The 18467-nt window shown below is 53.6% G+C and carries 16 protein-coding genes; 9 read left to right on the top strand and 7 right to left on the bottom strand.

Translation table 11 applies throughout. The features are described from left to right. Positions 1-252 precede the first annotated feature (252 nt). The 3 genes from B036_RS0114855 to B036_RS0114840 form a co-directional block, all read right to left on the bottom strand. Positions 253-663 (bottom strand): secondary thiamine-phosphate synthase enzyme YjbQ, encoded by a 411-nt coding sequence (locus B036_RS0114855; RefSeq protein WP_026232008.1) that lies wholly within the window; start codon positions 661-663, stop codon positions 253-255. 252 nt (positions 664-915) lie between these two features. Next, positions 916-1782, bottom strand: coding sequence for a type IX secretion system protein PorG (gene porG, locus B036_RS0114845; protein ID WP_083926215.1), 867 nt, complete (start codon positions 1780-1782; stop codon positions 916-918). Positions 1783-2094: 312 nt separating this feature from the next. Next, on the bottom strand, positions 2095-4728 hold the full coding sequence (locus B036_RS0114840) for a M1 family aminopeptidase (protein ID WP_020569517.1): 2634 nt from the start codon (positions 4726-4728) through the stop codon (positions 2095-2097). A 327-nt stretch (positions 4729-5055) separates the two neighbouring features. On the opposite strand from B036_RS0114840, the gene B036_RS0114835 reads away from it, so the two are divergent. Next, positions 5056-5736 carry an HAD family hydrolase gene (locus tag B036_RS0114835; RefSeq protein WP_020569516.1) on the top strand — a complete coding sequence of 227 codons (681 nt, stop codon included), beginning with the start codon at positions 5056-5058 and terminating at the stop codon, positions 5734-5736. 139 nt (positions 5737-5875) lie between these two features. Beyond that, positions 5876-6790 carry a site-specific tyrosine recombinase XerD gene (gene xerD, locus B036_RS0114830; RefSeq protein ID WP_020569515.1) on the top strand — a complete coding sequence of 305 codons (915 nt, stop codon included), beginning with the start codon at positions 5876-5878 and terminating at the stop codon, positions 6788-6790. A gap of 74 nt (positions 6791-6864) precedes the next feature. Here the strand turns inward: xerD and B036_RS0114825 are convergent, their stop codons facing one another. Both B036_RS0114825 and B036_RS0114820 read right to left on the bottom strand, forming a co-directional pair. After that, positions 6865-7269 (bottom strand): DUF5606 family protein, encoded by a 405-nt coding sequence (locus tag B036_RS0114825; protein WP_020569514.1) that lies wholly within the window; start codon positions 7267-7269, stop codon positions 6865-6867. Positions 7270-7470: 201 nt separating this feature from the next. Then, positions 7471-9477: an alpha-ketoacid dehydrogenase subunit alpha/beta gene (locus B036_RS0114820; protein ID WP_020569513.1), complete on the bottom strand. Its 2007-nt coding sequence runs from the start codon at positions 9475-9477 to the stop codon at positions 7471-7473. 485 nt (positions 9478-9962) lie between these two features. Between B036_RS0114820 and B036_RS32950 the strand changes: the two genes are divergently transcribed. From B036_RS32950 to B036_RS0114800, 4 genes are read left to right on the top strand one after another with little or no spacing between them, the layout of a single operon-like run. Further along, complete coding sequence (locus B036_RS32950; protein ID WP_020569512.1) at positions 9963-10850, top strand: nuclear transport factor 2 family protein; 888 nt, start codon at positions 9963-9965, stop codon at positions 10848-10850. Continuing rightward, positions 10850-11062: a hypothetical protein gene (locus B036_RS0114810; protein WP_020569511.1), complete on the top strand. Its 213-nt coding sequence runs from the start codon at positions 10850-10852 to the stop codon at positions 11060-11062. The genes B036_RS32950 and B036_RS0114810 overlap by 1 nt, the downstream gene beginning before the upstream one ends. Positions 11063-11120: 58 nt before the next feature. Then, a complete protein-coding gene (locus B036_RS0114805) occupies positions 11121-11738 on the top strand; it encodes a hypothetical protein (RefSeq protein ID WP_020569510.1) in 618 nt (205 codons plus the stop codon). Positions 11739-11794: 56 nt separating this feature from the next. Then, positions 11795-12238, top strand: coding sequence for an SRPBCC family protein (locus B036_RS0114800; RefSeq protein ID WP_020569509.1), 444 nt, complete (start codon positions 11795-11797; stop codon positions 12236-12238). A gap of 15 nt (positions 12239-12253) precedes the next feature. Here B036_RS0114800 and B036_RS0114795 read toward each other — a convergent pair whose 3' ends face one another. Beyond that, on the bottom strand, positions 12254-12706 hold the full coding sequence (locus B036_RS0114795; protein WP_020569508.1) for a hypothetical protein: 453 nt from the start codon (positions 12704-12706) through the stop codon (positions 12254-12256). Positions 12707-12913: 207 nt separating this feature from the next. Here B036_RS0114795 and B036_RS0114790 point away from each other — a divergent pair, with 207 nt between their 5' ends. Beyond that, positions 12914-14161, top strand: a complete 1248-nt coding sequence (locus tag B036_RS0114790) for a M16 family metallopeptidase (protein WP_020569507.1) — start codon at positions 12914-12916, stop codon at positions 14159-14161. A 312-nt stretch (positions 14162-14473) separates the two neighbouring features. Then, positions 14474-15538, top strand: coding sequence for a M50 family metallopeptidase (locus tag B036_RS0114785; RefSeq protein ID WP_157472167.1), 1065 nt, complete (start codon positions 14474-14476; stop codon positions 15536-15538). A 189-nt stretch (positions 15539-15727) separates the two neighbouring features. Here B036_RS0114785 and B036_RS0114780 read toward each other — a convergent pair whose 3' ends face one another. Then, on the bottom strand, positions 15728-16231 hold the full coding sequence (locus tag B036_RS0114780) for an OmpH family outer membrane protein (protein ID WP_020569505.1): 504 nt from the start codon (positions 16229-16231) through the stop codon (positions 15728-15730). 150 nt (positions 16232-16381) lie between these two features. On the opposite strand from B036_RS0114780, the gene B036_RS32155 reads away from it, so the two are divergent. Continuing rightward, a complete protein-coding gene (locus tag B036_RS32155; RefSeq protein WP_020569504.1) occupies positions 16382-17149 on the top strand; it encodes a glucosaminidase domain-containing protein in 768 nt (255 codons plus the stop codon). The last annotated feature ends 1318 nt before the right edge of the window (positions 17150-18467 follow it).

Genomic DNA, 18467 nt, shown 5'->3' with positions numbered 1-18467 from the left:
ACTAGCTTGAGATTCAGCTAATAATTGAGTGAGAGAATAATTGACCGCCGCAGGCAGCAGCGCAGCTAACGAGAGAATACGCTACCGCACTAACCACTCATTTCGCTACGCTTTGTTCGCCATGGTGAGCAAGCGTAGCGCAGTGAACGGTACTTGCGGTAGCCATTCAATTATTCATCATTTGATTACTGACGCGACTGTTTCAACAGATAAGTACTTATTTTAACTCTTGATTTGCGTTAGAAGGGTTCTCTAACCATAGATAGTCGCCACTATATTCCGCCCGGAGGCCCGGTTGCGGAACTCGCACAAATAGATTCCTTGCCAAGTACCCAGGTTCAGCATCCCGTTAGTGATCGGGACAGTGACGGAATGCCCAATCATCGCCGCCTTGATGTGGGCCGGCATATCATCCGGACCTTCTATCGTGTGAACGAGGAAGGGCAGGTTTTCAGGAACAATTTGATTGAAGACGGATTCGAAATCGACCAGTACGTCCGGATCCGCCGCTTCGTTGATGGTAATCGCTGCGGAGGTGTGCTGGATGAAGAGGTGTAGTAACCCTACCTCCGGCAATGAGGGCAATTGGTTCATCACCTCCTGGGTGACGATGTGGTAGCCGCGGGAGCGGGGCTGGAGAGTGAAGGTGGTTTGGGCGGTCATTTTGGTCGTATTGGTCTGTTGGGCTTGCGTTACTACCACGACCCGGCTATTTCGCACATTTCGTAGTAGGGTAGCACAAATTTACTTCGGCGGTGCTGAATGTTCACGATAAATCGGGAGGCTGCTACGCAGCTATTAGTCCTCACAGAGGACCGTGGCAGGAAGAAGGAGGCCTTCAAAATGGCGCAGCCGCACGAGCGAAGCGAGCATCGGACAAAGTACTATTTGACTATGAACTACTTGACTATCTGACTATCTCCGCCTGCGGCGGCTCTTCTTATGTCCGTAATCCGGACAGCGTACGTCACCAAAGTAATAGTTGATACCGACACCGACGAAAATATAGCGATCGTTGACCGTATCGTCTCCCCGTTGCTGGCCTTCGCGATCAATGCGATCGCCTTCGTCATCAAGGGCAATACCACGGTCGGAGAGTTCGACGGCCACGGGGCCACGGCTGCGACGTAGGTCCGAGATGTCCGGGTAAGTGGTACTAACGTCGTCGAGGTAATCGGTATTGGCGTTACGGACGCCAACATTGACGTCCATACTGATTTCGTAACTCAGGTCCCATTTGATGCCCAGGCCGTAAGTAAGCGCACTGCTGATAACCAAGTACTCCTCCCCGCGAAGTTGCCCCTCGGTACCGAGGTCACGCAATTCTACCAATTGGCCGTTATCAGTTCTCGTCTTCGGGTTATGGGTAAAGACGGATATACCGGCAAAGGCGTAGGGCGTAAAAAAGTACTCTTTATGACCGTGAAAGTAGGGAAGGAAGTTAAATTCAAATTGCGCTGTACCATCGAAGATATCAGACTGAAAATTTAGGTTCCTGTTTCGCTCAAAAGGGTTCTGAGAGTCGGAGTCGTAAGCTTCAATTTGGCCGTAGTTGAAACTTACCCTGGCCGCCAGGCGGTGGTTAAAGTTATAGCGGGCGGCAAAGCCACCGGCAAGGTTCGGACGATTAAGCTTAAACTCGGTATTCAAGTCCCCCAGGTAGAAGGAGGCTCCGACCCAAGGGCCTATCTCGAGGCCCTTCATGTCCAACTGCGCCTGTGCAGCGTTGGGCGTTAGGAAAAGAGCGAGCAGAAATACTGGAAAGACACGGAGTAATGACATATGAAAAAAGGTAGCGCGACGATTAATAGGAATCGTCGCGCTGGTTAAGACTGGTAATTGTAACGTTGGTCACCGGGGAATAGTCTGTTAACCCGGTATTAAATCAATTGTCGCGGAGCCATCGACTACTTGACTAACTATTATTGCACCTGCGGCCGCGCCTGAGAAGTGAATAGGAGAATAAAATAATGCTGGAATGGCTACCGCTGCCGCCACTCACTGCGTTGCGCTTGTTCGTCAAAGGTGAGCAAGCGCAGCGTTGCGAACGACAACTGCGGTAGCCATTCTCTCATTCCATCAATCGCTAATGCTCTAATTCCCGTACTGCTCATAGATCTGTACCAGATCAGGCACCGTCTCCGCCGCCTTGATCCCATCAATGATGGTCTTCAGCATGGTCACCTTGGCAGCATCCGCACCCGAAGCTTTCAGTTCTTCGCGCATTTCGTGGATGGCCTTGGTAGCTGCCAGGCGGCGCCAGGGGCTACCCGTTTGCGTCATGCCAATATTCTTGAGCTTATCGATGCCGGCTTTCATCACTTCCGGGCTGCCTACCGCCACCAGTTTGCGGTAACCGTCGAAAAGTTCGATGGCAGGAAAGCCATCCGCCTTAGCCAATTGCTTTTCCAGGTAAGGAAGCTTACTAACGTCGCCAGATTCTGAATAAATGGCCGCCAGGGCAGCGGAGATGTCACCATTATCGATATCCTCCAGCTTAGTGGCTGCCTTCAAAGCTGCTTCCTTATCTGCCATTACCAATGCCTGCAGTCCTGCAGCTACTACCGGGAACGGACGCGCATCGAGGGCCATTGTAGCGATATCGGCGATTTCAGCTTCCTCCATCTCCGCAAGGAACTGGATGGCCAGGGCCCGTACTTCAGAGTGCGGGTCATTCTTGGCCAGTCCCCGGACCTTGGAGAACTGTTCCGCCGTTGGGTCTTCGCCTGCGAGCTGGAGGGCACGTCCTCTTACTTGGTGGTAAGGATCGGAAAGTGCGGCCGTAACGGTCATCGTTTTAACTTCGCTGGCGTCTTTACCAGCCAGGCGCTGCAGCACCAGAATACGGTCAACAACCGTCGGCGCACCTTTGAACTGGGCAGCGAGTTCTTCCGCCGTTTTGGTGTAATCGTAGGTAGCTAACAGGTAGTGCTGGGGGTCAAAGACCACTACGTCTGGCTTCACGGTGGAAGGGAAGGTAAAGGTCTGCTTGCGCTCGTCAACGACAATGTCCATCATCTTCGGCGTAGTGCTGCCATTAGAGAAGATGGCCACTTGCGTTGGGAGGCGGAAAATGGCTGGGACATTATCGTCCGTGCTTTGTGTTTGCTCTACGGTCAACATAATATTGCCGTCAGCGTAGTCGGTGGTAAGCGACAAGGCTGGGTGGCCGGCGCTGAGGTACCACTGGTTGAAAAACCACTTGAGGTCTTCGCCCGTAGTGTCTTCGAAGGCCATGCGGAGTTCGTCGACTTCTACTGCGGAGTACTGGTTGTCCGTCAGGTATTTCTTGAGGCTGGCGAAGAAGGCATCATCCCCCAGGTAACCGCGCAGCATGTGCAGTACTGCTCCACCTTTGTTGTAGCTGTGGGCGTCGAACATTTCTTCTTTGTCGTCGTAGTCGTACCAGATCAACTCGTGAGGAGCACCCCGGCGAACGGAACCAAAATAGCCGCTGCGTTCATCCAGCATGTGCGCGTCGGCAGCGTCGCGGCCGTGCTTTTTCTCCATCCACAGGTATTCGCTGTAGTTGGCGAAGCCTTCGTTCAGGGTCAGGTTACTCCAGCTTTCACAAGTGACGTAATCGCCAAACCAGTGGTGGAACATTTCGTGGGCGACGATCTTCTCGTTCTGCTCTACGTCGATCAGGCTGCGGTCAGTGCCGTGCATGAATTCGCCAAAGATGACAGCGGTGGTGTTTTCCATGGCACCAGACACATAATCGCGCACGGCCACCTGGCTATACTTCGGCCAGGGGTAGGTTACGCCGGTCACCTCGCTAAAGAAGCTCAGCATTTCCCGGGTGTGGGGGTAGATCGACTTGGCGTGGTCTTTCCAGCCTTTTTCCATGTAGTAATTGACGGGTTTGCCGTTCCATTTCTCGTCTTCCACTACATCGAAATCGCCGACAATAAGGGCGAAGAGGTAGGGAGCGTGCGGCTGGTCCATCTTCCAGTAATCGGTGCGGGTACCGTCGCTGTTTTTGGTCTGCTTCGTCAGCGCGCCGTTAGACAGCGTGACAAATTTGTCCTGCACCGTCACGTACATCTCCTGCGTGGTCCGCTCGTTGGGCTTATCAATGGTGGGGAACCAGCGGCTGTTGTTCTCCGTCTCACCCTGCGTCCATATCTGCATAGGCTTATCACCTTCTTCGCCGCGTGGGTTAATGAAGAACAGGCCTTTGTCAGAGGTGATCGCTGCACTGCCACCGCTCTGGGCAGGAATGGCCGTGTAGTCGAGCTCAATGGTGTATTCCTCACCACGCTGGTACTTCTTGTCCAGCGCAATGGTTATCTGTTGCTTATCCTCAGAATAGTCGTAGACAAGGCCCCGGCCAGTACTGTTAGCCATCTTAATGCTTTTGAACTCGAAGTTCTTGGCGTCGAGGACAAGCAGGCGGCTGGGTTCGAAAATGGGGGCCAGGGTCAGCGTAGCCTTACCGATCACCATTTCTTTTTCCCAGTCGAACCGAAGGTCGAGGCGCGTATGGATAAGGTCATGGGTACGGGTGTAGGCCGGGTGGTAGACCGGGCGTTCGTTGGGGGTTTCCGGTTCAACTACGATGTTTTCCGTTTCGATCACCCCGTTCACTTCAGGGGTAACGGTCATCGTGTCCAGGTCGCGGACTTCCATCACGATGGGCGCTTCGGCCATCGTTGGTTTGGGGGTGTTACAACCGAAGGTAAGCAAGGTTACGAGCAGGCTGAACAGGGGCAAAAGATTACGCATAGAGTTGTTGAGTAGTGGTAAGGTCAGCTTAAAGGACGCTTGTTGTGGCAAGAATGTTGCATTGGCGCTAACGGATAAGATAAATTTATGTTCGGATGGCGGTTGAGTGACTTTTGGCGGGGACGCAGGTGCATAGTGAGTTGACGAAGGAGTGAGCCACTGAGTAGCTACCGCAAGTGCCGTTCGCCGCGCTGCGCTTGCTCACCCGGGCGAACAAGCGCAGTGAAGTGAGTGGTAACAGCGGCAGCCACTCAGTGACTCGCCAATTCACCAACTCACTCCCCGCCAAAAAGTCTAAATTCGCCCCAACAGACCAACAGACCAATTATGACCATAAACTGCCAAGCCCTCCTCTTCGACCTCGACGGCACCCTGGTCGACAACATGATGGTACATCACCGTGCCTGGCAGCGGAAGCTGGCGGAATTGGGGTTGGAGTACAGCCTCGAACGTGTCAAAGAAGAAATCCACGGCGTGAACCTGGAGATACTGGAACGGCTCTTCGGAGACCGGTTCACCCACGAAGAACGGACGCAGATTGCGTGGGACAAGGAAGCAGCCTACCGCGAGATCTTCGCCGCTGACTTCGCTGCCAACATCGTACCCGGTACCCTCGATTTTATCCGGCAGGCCCATGCGCTGGGTATCCCCATGGCCATTGGCACCGCCGGGCCGGAGGAGAATGCTTTTTTTGTCATCGACAAACTCGGCATCCGGGAGTTGATGGGACACATTGTACATTCTGGCATGGTCACTCAGGGAAAGCCTCATCCGGAGGTTTTCCAACAGGGTGCCGACGCCCTTGGCGTCGATCTGAAAGATTGCATCATCTTCGAGGATTCGGTGACGGGTGCTAAGGCAGCCAATAATGCAGGTTGCCCGGTGGTCATACTAACTACTACGCATACTGAGCCGGAATTTTCGGAGTTGGAGGTGGCTGATTTTCGGGGCAATTTTCGGGGATTGACACTTGAACGCTCTGCGAGCGGCTTTTCCTTGTTGCTTTAGACCTATCCGGCTAAAGCGGGAGGTACACGTTTCCCGGGCGAACGTGCGCAGCAAAGTGAGCGGTACTTGCGGTAGCAACTCAGTGACTCACCAACTCGAAAACTCTCTCCAGCTCCCCAAAACCCGTATCTTGCCCACAATGAACTCCGCCTGGAAGACAAACTTCACCACCTTCGCCGCCTACCTAAAACTAAACCGGGGCTACTCCGACCATACGCTGTCGGCCTATCGCTCTGACCTGGAGAAATTACCGGCGTACCTGGACCTGCGTGGCTGGGAAATGAACCCCGACCGGATCGAACGCTTCCACCTCGATGATTTCATCCAATACCTGGCAGAACTCGGCCTCGGCCCGCGTTCGCAGGCCCGGCTCATCTCCGCCCTGAAGACCTTTTTTGGTTATCTGCTCGACGAAAAGATCATCCCCTCCGACCCCACTGAGCTGCTAAAAGCCCCTAAGCTGGGGCGTAAAATCCCGGAGGTACTTACCTATCAGGAGGTCCGCGATCTGCTCGGCGTCATCGACCTTAGTTATGACCACGGACTGCGTGACCGGGCGCTGCTGGAAACCCTTTACGCCTGTGGCCTCCGCGTCTCCGAAGCGACCGACCTTAAGCTGACTAATCTTTATTTCGATCAGGGCTTCATTCGCGTAACCGGTAAGGGCAACAAAGAACGCATCGTCCCCATCGGCGGCGAAGCCATCCACCACGTGGAAATTTACCTCGAGTATGTTCGCAAGGTGCTGCCCGTCATCAAGCCGGAAGCTGAAAACTTTGTTTTCCTGAATCGCAGAGGCGGTAGCCTTAGCCGGATCAGCGTATTCACCGCTGTCAAAAAATATGCCGCAGAAGCCGGTATAGAGAAGAACGTGAGTCCACACACCTTCCGCCATTCTTTTGCTACGCACCTGATCGAGGGTGGAGCAGACCTGCGCGCAGTGCAGGAGATGCTCGGCCATGAATCCATCCTAACCACCGAAATCTATACCCACCTGGATACGGACTTTCTGCGGGAAACAATCATGAGCTTTCACCCTAGTAATCAGCGGTAGCTGAGCGTTCATAGTGTAGTAGTTCATAGTTCAATAGTCGGACGCTACAGGCTATTGAACTATGAACTATTCGACTACTCTTCTTCCTCCATGCCCCCAAACAGATCATTGTCCTTAATGAAGTGGTACCACTTCAGCAGGCGCTTGATATCGGAAACGTGAACTTGTTCTTTATCGAAGTTCGGAAGTACATCGGCGAGGTACTCGAACATGACGTCTTTACTTGCCTTGGTCTCCGGTGCTGGGTTATCTTCCGCCTGTTCGTTCATCCGGGCGAAGAGCTTACTCAGTGGTTCTGCTTCTCCGTCGTCAGTAAACATAGCCATGCTTTCCAACGGGGCAAACTGGTGCTTGCGTTGCGGAGCAAAACGACGCTTACCGTCGGCCAGGCTTTCAATGATCAGGCCGCCCTTACGTTCGGTCACTACTTTGTACAGACCGGGGAGACCGCTTACGGCCAGGATTTCGCTTAATTTCATAGTTGTCAAATTTTGTGCGAAGGTAAAGAAAGATTACACTGGTTAGCTGCCGAATACGAAGTACTGCGAAGCACGTCGTTTAGTACTTCAGGAAGTCGGAGAAAAAGCTTACCCAGCGGTTCTGAGTATTCAAGTTGGGTTGAGCACCTGTGGCGCGATTTAAAAATAAGATCGCGCCACAGGCGCTCAACCCAATAAAGATCAATACGCCAGCAAATCTTCCAAAGCCCCCTGCAACCGTGCCTCCGGCATATAATCCGTTTCCAGCGCTGCGGCGAAGGGTACCGGCGTATCCAGTGCCGCCAGGCGGCGGACGGGGGCATCAAGGTCTTCAAAGCAGTGTTCGCCAATCCAGGCGGCGAGCTCACCGCCGAAGCCACCGGTGAGGCTGGCCTCGTGGAGGATAAGCGCGCGGCTTGTTTTCTTAACCGTGGCTGCAATCGCTGCGTAGTCCAGTGGAGCAAGGGTCCTCAGGTCGATAATCTCAGCATCGACACCAAGTTCTTCGACGGCTTTAAGGGCCCAGTGTACGCCCATGCCGTAGGTGATGATGCTTAGGTCGTTACCGGAACGAGCAATGGCCGCTTTGCCGATTTCCGTGGTATAGTAGCCGGCAGGCACCTGGCCGCTCAGGGAGCGGTACAGGGCTTTGTGTTCGAAGTAGAGTACGGGGTTAGGGTCGGCCAGTGCTGCGGTGAGTAAGCCTTTAGCGTCGGCCGGGTTACTGGGATAAACTATTTTCAGACCGGGTACCGAGGTAAACCAGGCTTCCATCGTCTGGCTGTGGTAGGGGCCGGCTCCTACGCCACCGCCAACGGGCAGGCGGACGGTAACGTCGGCGTTCTGCCCCCAGCGGTAGTTCAGTTTGGCCAGGTTGTTCACAATCTGGTTGAAGCCGCAGGTGACGAAGTCACCAAACTGCATTTCCACCATCGCCTTGCCGCCAGCGATGCTCAGCCCCAGGCCGATGCCGATGATCGCACTTTCACACAGCGGGGTGTTGCGGACACGCTCGGCGCCAAACTCCGCCATGAAACCGTCGGTAATTTTGAAGACGCCGCCGTAATCGGCAATGTCCTGCCCCATCAGCACCAGGTCATCGTGGGCGCGCATGCCTTCACGAAGACCGTCGGAGATGGCGTCGATGACGCGCATCTCAGTAGAAGCATTTCCGGGCGCGGCCGCAGGTGCCGTGGAAGTTAAAGGAGCATACATGGCCGCCAACTCCCGGTCTACATCCCCCACCGTTTCGGGCATCGCTCCGGCGGCCTTCAGGCCATCCTCGATCTCTTTCTTAATGTTTTTTTCGAGGGCTTTGCGGTCTGTTGCCGTCAGGAATCCTTTTTCAATAAGGTGATCCGCAAAATTATTGAGGGGGTCGCGGGCCGTCCAGGCTTCGATTTCGTCTTGCGGTACGTACTTCACGCCGCTGGCTTCCTCGTGACCGCGCACTCTGTAGGTTAAACATTCCAGCAGGATTGGCTCGGGGTTTTCCCGCAGTTCAGCGGCTAGCTTACTGACGGTTTCGTAGACCTCAAGGATATTGTTCCCGTCGATGGTCAGGGAGCGCATGCCGTAGCCGACACCCCGGTCGGCCAGGGTGTTACAGGCATATTGTTCGCTGACGGGTGTGCTCAGGCCCCAACCGTTGTTTTCCACCACGAAGATGACGGGGAGTTTCCATACCGCCGCCGTGTTAAGTGCTTCGTGAAATTCACCCTGGCTGGTGCCACCATCGCCGGTAAAGGCAAGGCTAACCTTTCGCTCTCCCATCAGCTTGTGCCGCAGGGCAACGCCTGCTGCCAGCGAGAGTTGCGGACCGAGATGGGAGATCATGCCTACGATCTTGTGCTCCTGGCTGCCGAAGTGAAAACTTCGGTCGCGCCCTTCGGTGAACCCGCCGGGTTTGCCCTGCCACTGGGCGAAGAGCTGCGGCAGCGGCACATTACGGGTGGTAAATACGCCCAGGTTTCGGTGCATCGTGAAGAGGTACTCATCATCGTTGAGGGCCGCGGTGCAGCCCACGCTAATGGCTTCCTGGCCGATGCCGGCAAACCACTTGCTGATGATGCCCTGGCGTAGTTGCTTGAGCATTTTCTCTTCGATCAGGCGCGGACGCAGGAGTTGTTTGAAGAGGGCCAGCTGGGTAGCTGGTTTCGTTTGGTACTTGGTGTAGGTAAGCGAGGGGAGTGTGGTGGTGGCGGGCATGGTTGGAGTGGTGGGGCTTGACTCCCCGGACTATGCTTGCCGCTGCGCGGCTTGCTTCGACCGGGATTAAGTGGATTTAATCTCCCCGGACTACGCTCGCCACTGCGCGGCTTGCTTCGTCCGGGATAACTATGGTTCGATCCCTACAGGATCAGTAGGACATCTCTTGGAGAAGTCTCCAGACTACGCTTGCTGCTGCGCAGCTTGCTTCGTCTGGGGTTAGGTGGCTTGGTCTCCCCGGACTACGCTCGCTGCTGCGCAGCTTGCTTCGACCGGGGTTAGGTGGCTTGGTCTCCCCGGNCGCTCGCTGCTGCGCAGCTTGCTTCGACCGGGGTTAGGTGGCTTGGTCTCCCCGGGCTACGCTCGCTGCTGCGCAGCTTGCTTCGACCGGGGTTAAAACGATTTGATCCCTCCGGGATCTGTAAGGCACCGCAAATTTACGATAAAGTAGTGCTTACCTTAGCTTTCCATTCAACCAATAGTTTATGCGCAGTCTACCTTTCCTTGCTCTTCTGCTTTTTGTTTGCACCGGCGTCCGCGCCCAACACACCCCGCAAGCCACCATCACCACCATGTTCGACCACATGAAGGCCGGTGACACGACCGGATTGCGCACCTATTTCCACCCGGACGCCACCCTTCACTCCGTAGTAACTAAGCCCGACGGCAAAACCGTCGTTAGCGCCGGTAGCATCAACGGCTGGTTCCGGGGCATGCAAAAAGCCGAGGCCGGCGACTGGGAAGAGACCCTGCACTACACCGAGGTCAACATCGACGGGCACCTCGCCAGCGCCTGGACGCCCTACGTGTTCAACTATAAAGGCGAGCTTCACCACTGCGGTGTCAACACCTTCCAGCTCGTCAAAGACGGGGAGGAAGGCCAGTGGCGCGTGCTGCACATAACCGATACCCGCCGCGACGCTAAGGGCGACTGCATCCCCGTCTCGGATCAATCTCCCCGCGATGCCATCGAAGCGCTCGCCACCAACTGGCACCTGGCCGCAGCCAACGCCGATTCCACCGTATTCTTCGACAGCATGGCCGACGACGCCATCTACATCGGAACCGACAAAACAGAGCACTGGACCAAGGAACAGTTCCTCGGCTTCGCCGCGCCTTACTTTGCCCGTGGTAAAGCCTGGGACTTTAACGCCACCGAACGCCATATTTTCTACAACCCAGATCAGCAAGTAGCCTACTGGGATGAGGTGCTGGACACCTGGATGGGGCCCTGCCGGGGCACCGCCGTGGTAAAACGCGACGGGGTGAACGGTTGGAAAATTGCGCACTACACGCTTTCGATGACGGTACCTAATGATAAGGTGGAAGAAGTGATTAAAGCTACGGGGGAGAAAACTAAAGAACGGAAATAATGAAATGGCAACACTTTTTTCTCGGCTGGTCCATTATGCTGATCATCGTAGGATTGATCAAGTCGATAAACTATGATAGCATCGTTGGAGCACATGGGTCTGGATTTAGAGCTGGCTTTGAACTCTCTTCGGTGCTACTCTTCGGGCTGATGGGGTTAGGCATTTATTTTGTGGATCGGCGGAGGATTAACGGACAGGGAGGCCGTTCGTAAAAGCATAATTCAGGTTCACCCTTCTACTGACAAACTATCTCCCTTCAACTTCACTGCCATGCTTTCCAAGTTCTTCCCTAACGTCACCAACTTAGATTTTGACTTCAAAAAATGGCTATTCATCGGCATTGCGCTCGAAGTAATCATTTTCGGGTATTCCTACTTTACGTTCATGGGAGAACCAAACGAGATATTCCGTCATGCGGCGCGTTATTCCGGTCGGCTGTCACTTTACGTTTACCTCTTTGCCTTCAGCATATTCGCCCTCATCTTTCACGATGAGCGGCCAGGAGGTATGGCTGCGGTGAAGCAGGTTGTAACCATCTTCTGCGTACTCCATTTCATCCATTTTGGCTTCCTTGCCACCAACGTGCTGCTGAACGACATTGAGCTCGTCCCCTTTAAGGTGGCGGGTGGTTTCCTGGGCTACCTGATGATCCTCCTCTACCCTATTCTGATGGACCGGATCAAAAACAAAAAGCTCCACTTCATCTACTTTCTTTACCTCGGCATCGTCATCATCGGCACTTATATGGCCAGAATTAAGGGAGAATTCCCGGGGGTTACGCCGGGGCCAGTCCATTATTTCGGAGTTATTACCACAGTACTTGCGTTATTCATTTTTGGGTTTATGATTTTTGGGGCGCGGCCGCAGGTGCAAGGAAAAGAAGTTTAACAGCAGGGTAAGGTGTACCGGTAGTATCTTAATCTGAGTAAAGCAATCTCCAGCGTATGAACGATCAATCAACCGGTCATCACATCTACCACGACCTCGTCATCAAAGCTGATCCTGCTGCAGTATTTGCGGCTATCTCTGAACCAGCACACCTGGTCAACTGGTGGCCACTCCGCTGCACCGGCCAGCCAATGCTAGGCAACGAATACAATTTCCACTTCACCTCCGAATACGATTGGTTCGGCGAGGTTAGCCAATTGATTCCGAAAAAATCTTTCCACATCAAAATGACGCGCGCCGACGAAGACTGGACGCCTACCACCTTCGGTTTTAACCTCATGCCAGCTGACGGAGGTACCCAGCTTGAATTCTCACATCTCGATTGGCCCGCTTGCAATGCCCACTTCCGCCGGTCCTCGTTCTGCTGGGCAATGCTCCTGAAGGGGTTAAAAGATTACGTCGAAAAAGGAATTGTCCTCCCGTTCGAAGAACGGGCTTAGCAGAATACATGACTATCACCTCGCCGCCAACCACCTCCGCCGCAGCATCCGGCAACTCCGTTCGCTCCCGCCCGCATCCACTGCTTCCTGCATTTCGTCTATGGCTTGTTCCATAATCCGCGTTGGCCAGCTACCGGGGGCACACTGACAGTCCGTTACCTCATTTTTTCTGGAAGAATAAAACCGGATGGTCACACAAACCAGGTTTTCATTTTTTCCCTTGCAGCGGCTGGTGAGTTGCCGGGCCGGGCTCGCATCAAAGGTGGTAGGCGGGTAGTGCAGATGGTAGGCTGGCAACTGTTCGTGGCTGAGGCTACCGCTGCCGTCTCCGTGGAGGCGAAGCGTCCAACCAGTTTGATTCTCCACCTCGGCGTAGTCAAGTTCGGCCAATGGGATCGCCGTGGCTGGCCCGCCGCAACAGGACAATAAAAAGGGGAAAATCAGTGCGGCAATTGTTCGGGTAGTCATCGGGCGTGGATTGCAGACAACCATACTGATGCAAAGGGGTTCTATTTTGGCGGTTCGCGAAATCGGAAATAATGATTTCTGCTCGCATGCTGCTAATCTCTTCTTCAAAAACGCACAGCGTTTCAGATCGCCCCTACCCGCGTGGGACCGCCGCGAAGCGCACGGATTGTAGAGGGGGTTGCCGGTTTAACAAATGAAAATTATTCCTTGATAACCTACGATACCTACCAACTCTCCAACGGCCTGACTGTAGTACTTCACCACGACCCCAATCGGACGGTCGCTGCCGTCAACGTTTTATACAAGGTCGGCAGCCGCAACGACCCGCCCGGCCGTACCGGCTTTGCTCACCTGTTCGAGCACCTGATGTTTGGTGGTTCAGAGAATGCCCCCAACTTCGACGACGCGCTCCAGCTGGCTGGTGGCGAGAACAACGCCGTTACCGGAGCCGACCATACCCTCTACTACGATATTTTACCAGCCGATAACGTGGAAACCGCGCTCTGGTTAGAAGCAGATCGTATGCGCGCGCTCAAGCTTGACCAACAGGCCCTCGACACCCAGAAAAAGGTCGTCGTGGAAGAATTCAAGGAAACCTGCCTCGAAGAACCCTACGGTGATCTGTACCACCACCTCAACGAGTTGGTCTACAAAATTCACCCCTACCGCTGGCCCGTCATCGGGGAGCGCTTCGAACACATAGAAGACGCTAACCTGGAGGACGTCCGGGATTTCTACTACCGGTACTACCGGCCCGACAACGCCATCCTCAGCATCGCCGGCGGCTTCGACAATGGTGCAATTCGCGACCAGGTCGAAAAATGGTTCGGCAATATTCCACCTTCCAGCCCCGACCACCCCCGGCCTGCGCTACCCGATGAACCGGAACAAACGGATACCCGTCGTAAGGAGGTTGTGTCCGATGTGCCCAGCCCCGTCATTTACCTGAACTATCGCACGCCAGGAAGAATCCACCCAGACTTCCCGGCCATCGACATCCTCTGCTTTTTGTTGGGTAGTGGCCGCTCTTCCCTGCTCTACCGCCGGTTGGTACGAGACGGAGACATCTTCGCCGAAGTCTCCGCCAGCCACAACGATGGCCTCGACTCCGGCGCCATTCTGATCGATGCGCGGCCCGACGAAGACGCCGACTACGAACAAGCCCGCGAAGCACTCTTCGCGGTCGTCAACGAACTGGTAACGGAGGGCGTAAACCCAACGCAGCTTGCCAAGGTAATGAACCGGTTGGAACAGCACAACCATTACAAATCTATCAATGTCAGTAGCCGCGCGTCGGAACTGGCTTTCTTTGCCTCACTCGGCAAACCTGAATTGATCAATACTGAACTGGACCACTACCTTGCAGTTACGGTCGAAGACGTCAACCGCGTTGCGCGTACCTATCTTCGACCCGAACTGCTCAGCGAAATAAACTATTTGTGCGAAGAAGAATAAACAGGGACTCGCTCCGCTCGTGTTGCAGGAGTTCGCTCCGCTCACGTTGCAGGGGTTGCAAGGGTTGCAGAGCAGAACTACTGCAACCCCTGCAACAGGAGCGTAGCGACCCTGCACCTGCAACAGGAGCGTAGCGAACCTGCAACCCCTGCAACAGGAGCGTAGCGACCCTGCAATCCCTGCAACAGGAGCGTAGCGACTATTCACCCATTCTCTAACTTACTCATTCTCCCCATCCTCTCCTCCTCCCTTCGCATCGGCAAGATTTTCGGCGTACCGGTAGACCTTCACTGGACTTTCCTGCTGGTCCCCGTGGCCATTCTATATTTTGCCTGGATACCCGATTACGGAATGAATTGGGCTTCAGTAAGCTGGTGGTCTTCCATTGCCTTATTATTATTCAGTTTCGTGCTTATCCACGAACTTGGGCATGCATTAGCTGCCAGAAACAGAGGGGTGCAAGCTGAGAAAATAGTTCTATTCCCTTTGGGAGGCGGGGCTTACATGCCCGAACAGCCCAAGCAGTTATGGTCGGAAGTATTCGTCTATGCTGCCGGCCCATTGGCCAATATTTTACTGGCCGTCATTGCCTGGGGCATTCTGCTCCTGCGGCCTGATGGCAAATTACTGGTGGCCTTCTACCTGAAATTGTCCGGGAACCTTGTCGTGTTTCCGGGTATTTTAGACCAGTTACTTGGTCTTACGCTGGCCGTTAATCTTTTGCTGGCCTTCGGCAACCTACTCCCCGCTTACCCACTTGACGGCGGGCGCATTCTTCGGGCGCTGCTCAGGCATCCCTTTGGTGTCCGTGTGTCTACGGTAATTGTTACCGTTTTGGGCATCATCATCGGGCTTGGCCTCGCCTGGGCGGGCTGGCATTTGGGGGATCCGTTGTTGGTAGTGGGTGCTGGTTTTATCGTCATGATGTCGGTTATGGAATACCAAAACGGTTGGCAACGCCGACGATTGGCTGGCAAGACCCTGCAAGACGTCCTCAGAATGCCCCAAAAGCTGCAACCAGGAGTTTACACCAATAATACGGTGGCGGAAACAATCCGGAAATTCGAGGAAACCGGCTGGCCGGTACTCCCCGTTTTCAATCAATGGAACGAACAAATCGGCTTTGTGGAGGCAGCCGTACTGCAGGAAGAGGCAGTGGACCTACAAGCGGCAGTCCGCCCTTTCTGCGAAGTTGAATTCGTCTCGGCCGGACCAGACGAAAACCTGCTGGCGGTTATCGAAAGAATCGTCGACGCTAATGTATATGGTGCGACCATAACCGGGGGCCGGGGTCAGCTAATCGGCTATGTCTTCACTGAAGATGTGATGACGCTGCTGGATACGCCGTTCCGGCGGATGATGCGGCGTTGGGAATAATCACTAAGCCTCATAAGAGGCTGCTACGCAGTTGATTGTTCTCACAGATTTGAACACGAAAGGAGGCACAGAGGTCGCACTGAGGTGTCGTAGTTGGAAGTAACCCATAGCTCAAGAATGCGCCTGTGAACCCTGAATACTGAGTACTGAATCCGCTGAGGTTAAAAGCTGCCCACTGAGTCTTGAGCACTACTTAATTCCCAATGCTGTCCGAACAGCTGGCGTCAGATCCGTGGCGTCCTGGGCAAACATTATACTTCCAAAAACAGAGGAATCAAAGACCATTTGATAGCCTTGATCTTTGGCAACTTTGTTCACTGCGTCTTTAGCCTTCTGAATGATTGGGCCCAGTAATTCCTGACGCTTTTTTTCAATATTAACCCCCATCTGCTGTTCGAATTGCTGAATGGCAGCCTGGTCTTTTTGCAGTTTGGCTTCAATTGTGGCCAACTCTTTTGGAGTAGTATCGTCCTTTTTAGCCTGCGCAGCGGCAAAATCAGCTTTCAGTTTTTCGACCATCCCCTCTCCAATGGCCAACTGCTCTTTCTCGTAAGCTTGCAACTGTGCTTCGGCACTTTCCACCTCGGGCATTTCACTGAGAAGATTGCCAAAATTGACGTGTCCGTATTTCTGTGCAAAAGAAGTGGTGACGGTGGCTACGGTGAGTAATAAAATAAAAAAATAACGCTTCATGGGGAATGATTTATAACTGTTCCGACAAAGGTAACGCACCCATTTTTCGACGGTCCTTAAGGAAGCGTTAAAAGGTTTTTAAAACTTTTTATGACGAAGTGGTTTTATTTTAAAACAATTCGTGTACCTTGCGGTCATAATTCAAACAAAATGAAACAGATTCACTTACCAATTCCCGCTGGCTGGCGGTTGCTTTTCGAAGATATTTATCGACGGGTGCATCGTCAGTTGACTAGCCCCTGGACTAAGTTGGTCGTGCTGGTTTCCCTAACCATTCTGGTAACCCAGCGGGAGCTGAGTTTCAGCCTTACTATTGATGGCGGCGGGCTTTTTGCCGTTAATGAATCATCAGTCTTTACGCATTCGGAATCGGGGCCAGAAGTATCCGGAGACGCGGTCGCTGGTGCAAAGGGAGTTGGAGAAGCCAAGTTGGCCAGCTACGTCGCTCCGGTAAAGGAATGGACGGAGAAGCAGAAAAAGCAACTCGTCTACGTCGATCAGTTCAAATTGGTCGCGCTGGCCGAAATGCAAACGCATGGCATCCCCGCCAGCATTACCCTGGCGCAGGGCTTACTGGAAAGTGGTACCGGACGTAGTTCACTCGCCCGTAAGAACCATAATCACTTCGGGATTAAATGCTTCAGTAAAAAATGCCGCAAAGGCCATTGCTCCAATCATTCCGATGATCACCATAAAGACTTCTTCCGCATATTCGAAACCCCCGAAGAAAGCTACCGCGCCCATTCTCAGGTGCTGATGAAAGACCGCTACAAAAAACTCTTCCAGCTACCCATTACCGACTATACAGGTTGGTCGCATGGCCTTCGTAAAGCCGGTTATGCTACTGACCCCCGCTACGGCGACAAGCTCATCCGTATGATCAAAGACCTGGAGTTGTGGCGGTATGATGAGCTGTAGGATCGCGTTACGATCCCAGGTTCCAGGGTCGCTGCGCGACTGGTTACAGATGGTCGCTACGCTCCCGTTGCAAGGGTTGCAGGTGTTGCAGGGTAGCTTACGCTCCTGTTACAGTTGTTGCAGCCCCCGACTCTGCGCAACCATTGTAACAAGGAGCGAAGCGACTGCCCTGCAACGCGAACGAAGTGAGCAGCCTCATGCGGTAGCTTGCAACCTGCAACGGGAGCGAAGCGACCTCTGCAACGCGCCGAAGGCGCTCTGCAACAAGAAGCGAAGCGACTGCCCTGCAACACGAACGAAGTGAGCAGCCTCATGCGGTAGCTGCAACCTGCAACGGGAGCGAAGCGACCTCTGCAACGCGCCGAAGGCGCTCTGCAACAAGAAGCGAAGCGACTNNCCTGCAACGCGAACGAAGTGAGCTGTGGGGCAAAGCCCCAACCAAGATTTGATGGAAGGTAATAGCGGCCAACGGGCCGTCCGCGCCACTGCCGGCGAGGTAGTAATCCCTTGATTGCGAGACGAAAGCTTGCCCAGGTGGTTGGCCCAGGCCACTATCCTTTCATCCCCGTTAGGTTTGACGTTTTGAGTGTATCGGCCCATCCTCTTGCCATGGGGGTGGGCCTTTTATTAACGTACCCGGAAGATTATAGAGAAAGGAAACGACGTACCATTTCCTTCAATTCTGTTTTTTCAGACTCCTTTATTTGTCCCATGCTATGAGGTACAAACATATTGTGGTTGAAAGGCTGCAAGAGATCTATTGCAAGTAACGGTCCGTTCGCAATCCTTATCTCGCCCTCAGGAAGCGTGCTCAAAGGTAGTCGGAGACGTTTGTCTCCAATGCGAGACTGGCGGTCTAAAATAGGAAAGCCCACGACGTTGAAGTTTACCCCAGGTTCAAAGAACTCAGGCTGGGTAAAACACAGAACGTAATGGAAGGGGAGAATTCGGGCTGCTGGGTGCTTAGGGTCAATCTCGTAAACGTGGAAAGGGCTAAATGGCGTAGAGTGCATTTGGGTGGAGCGTATATAACGCGAAGGTTCTCTCGGTAATGTCGTAAGATTCCTCGCAAGTTGCTAGATAACCTAGATATTCTTTATCGCTCATACCAGTAGGCTTATTAGAGAATCTGGGTTGTGATGCAAATTCTTCGCGCGTGGCTGGGGCTGGAGAGCCGTAGCTGACAGGAGTGTGGTCAGTAATATAGTGACCGCCGTTATTGTATGAATTCACGTTATGCAACCTTTTGGAAAATCGAATGAGAGATTATGTAAAATGTAGTTTGGTACAAAGTCTTCTTTCTCTAGACATAAAAGTA

This window comes from Neolewinella persica DSM 23188, assembly GCF_000373105.1.
GTDB classification, from domain to species: domain Bacteria; phylum Bacteroidota; class Bacteroidia; order Chitinophagales; family Saprospiraceae; genus Neolewinella; species Neolewinella persica.
Note: the sequence above shows the minus strand (reverse complement) of the source record. Positions and strands in the feature narration are given on the sequence as shown.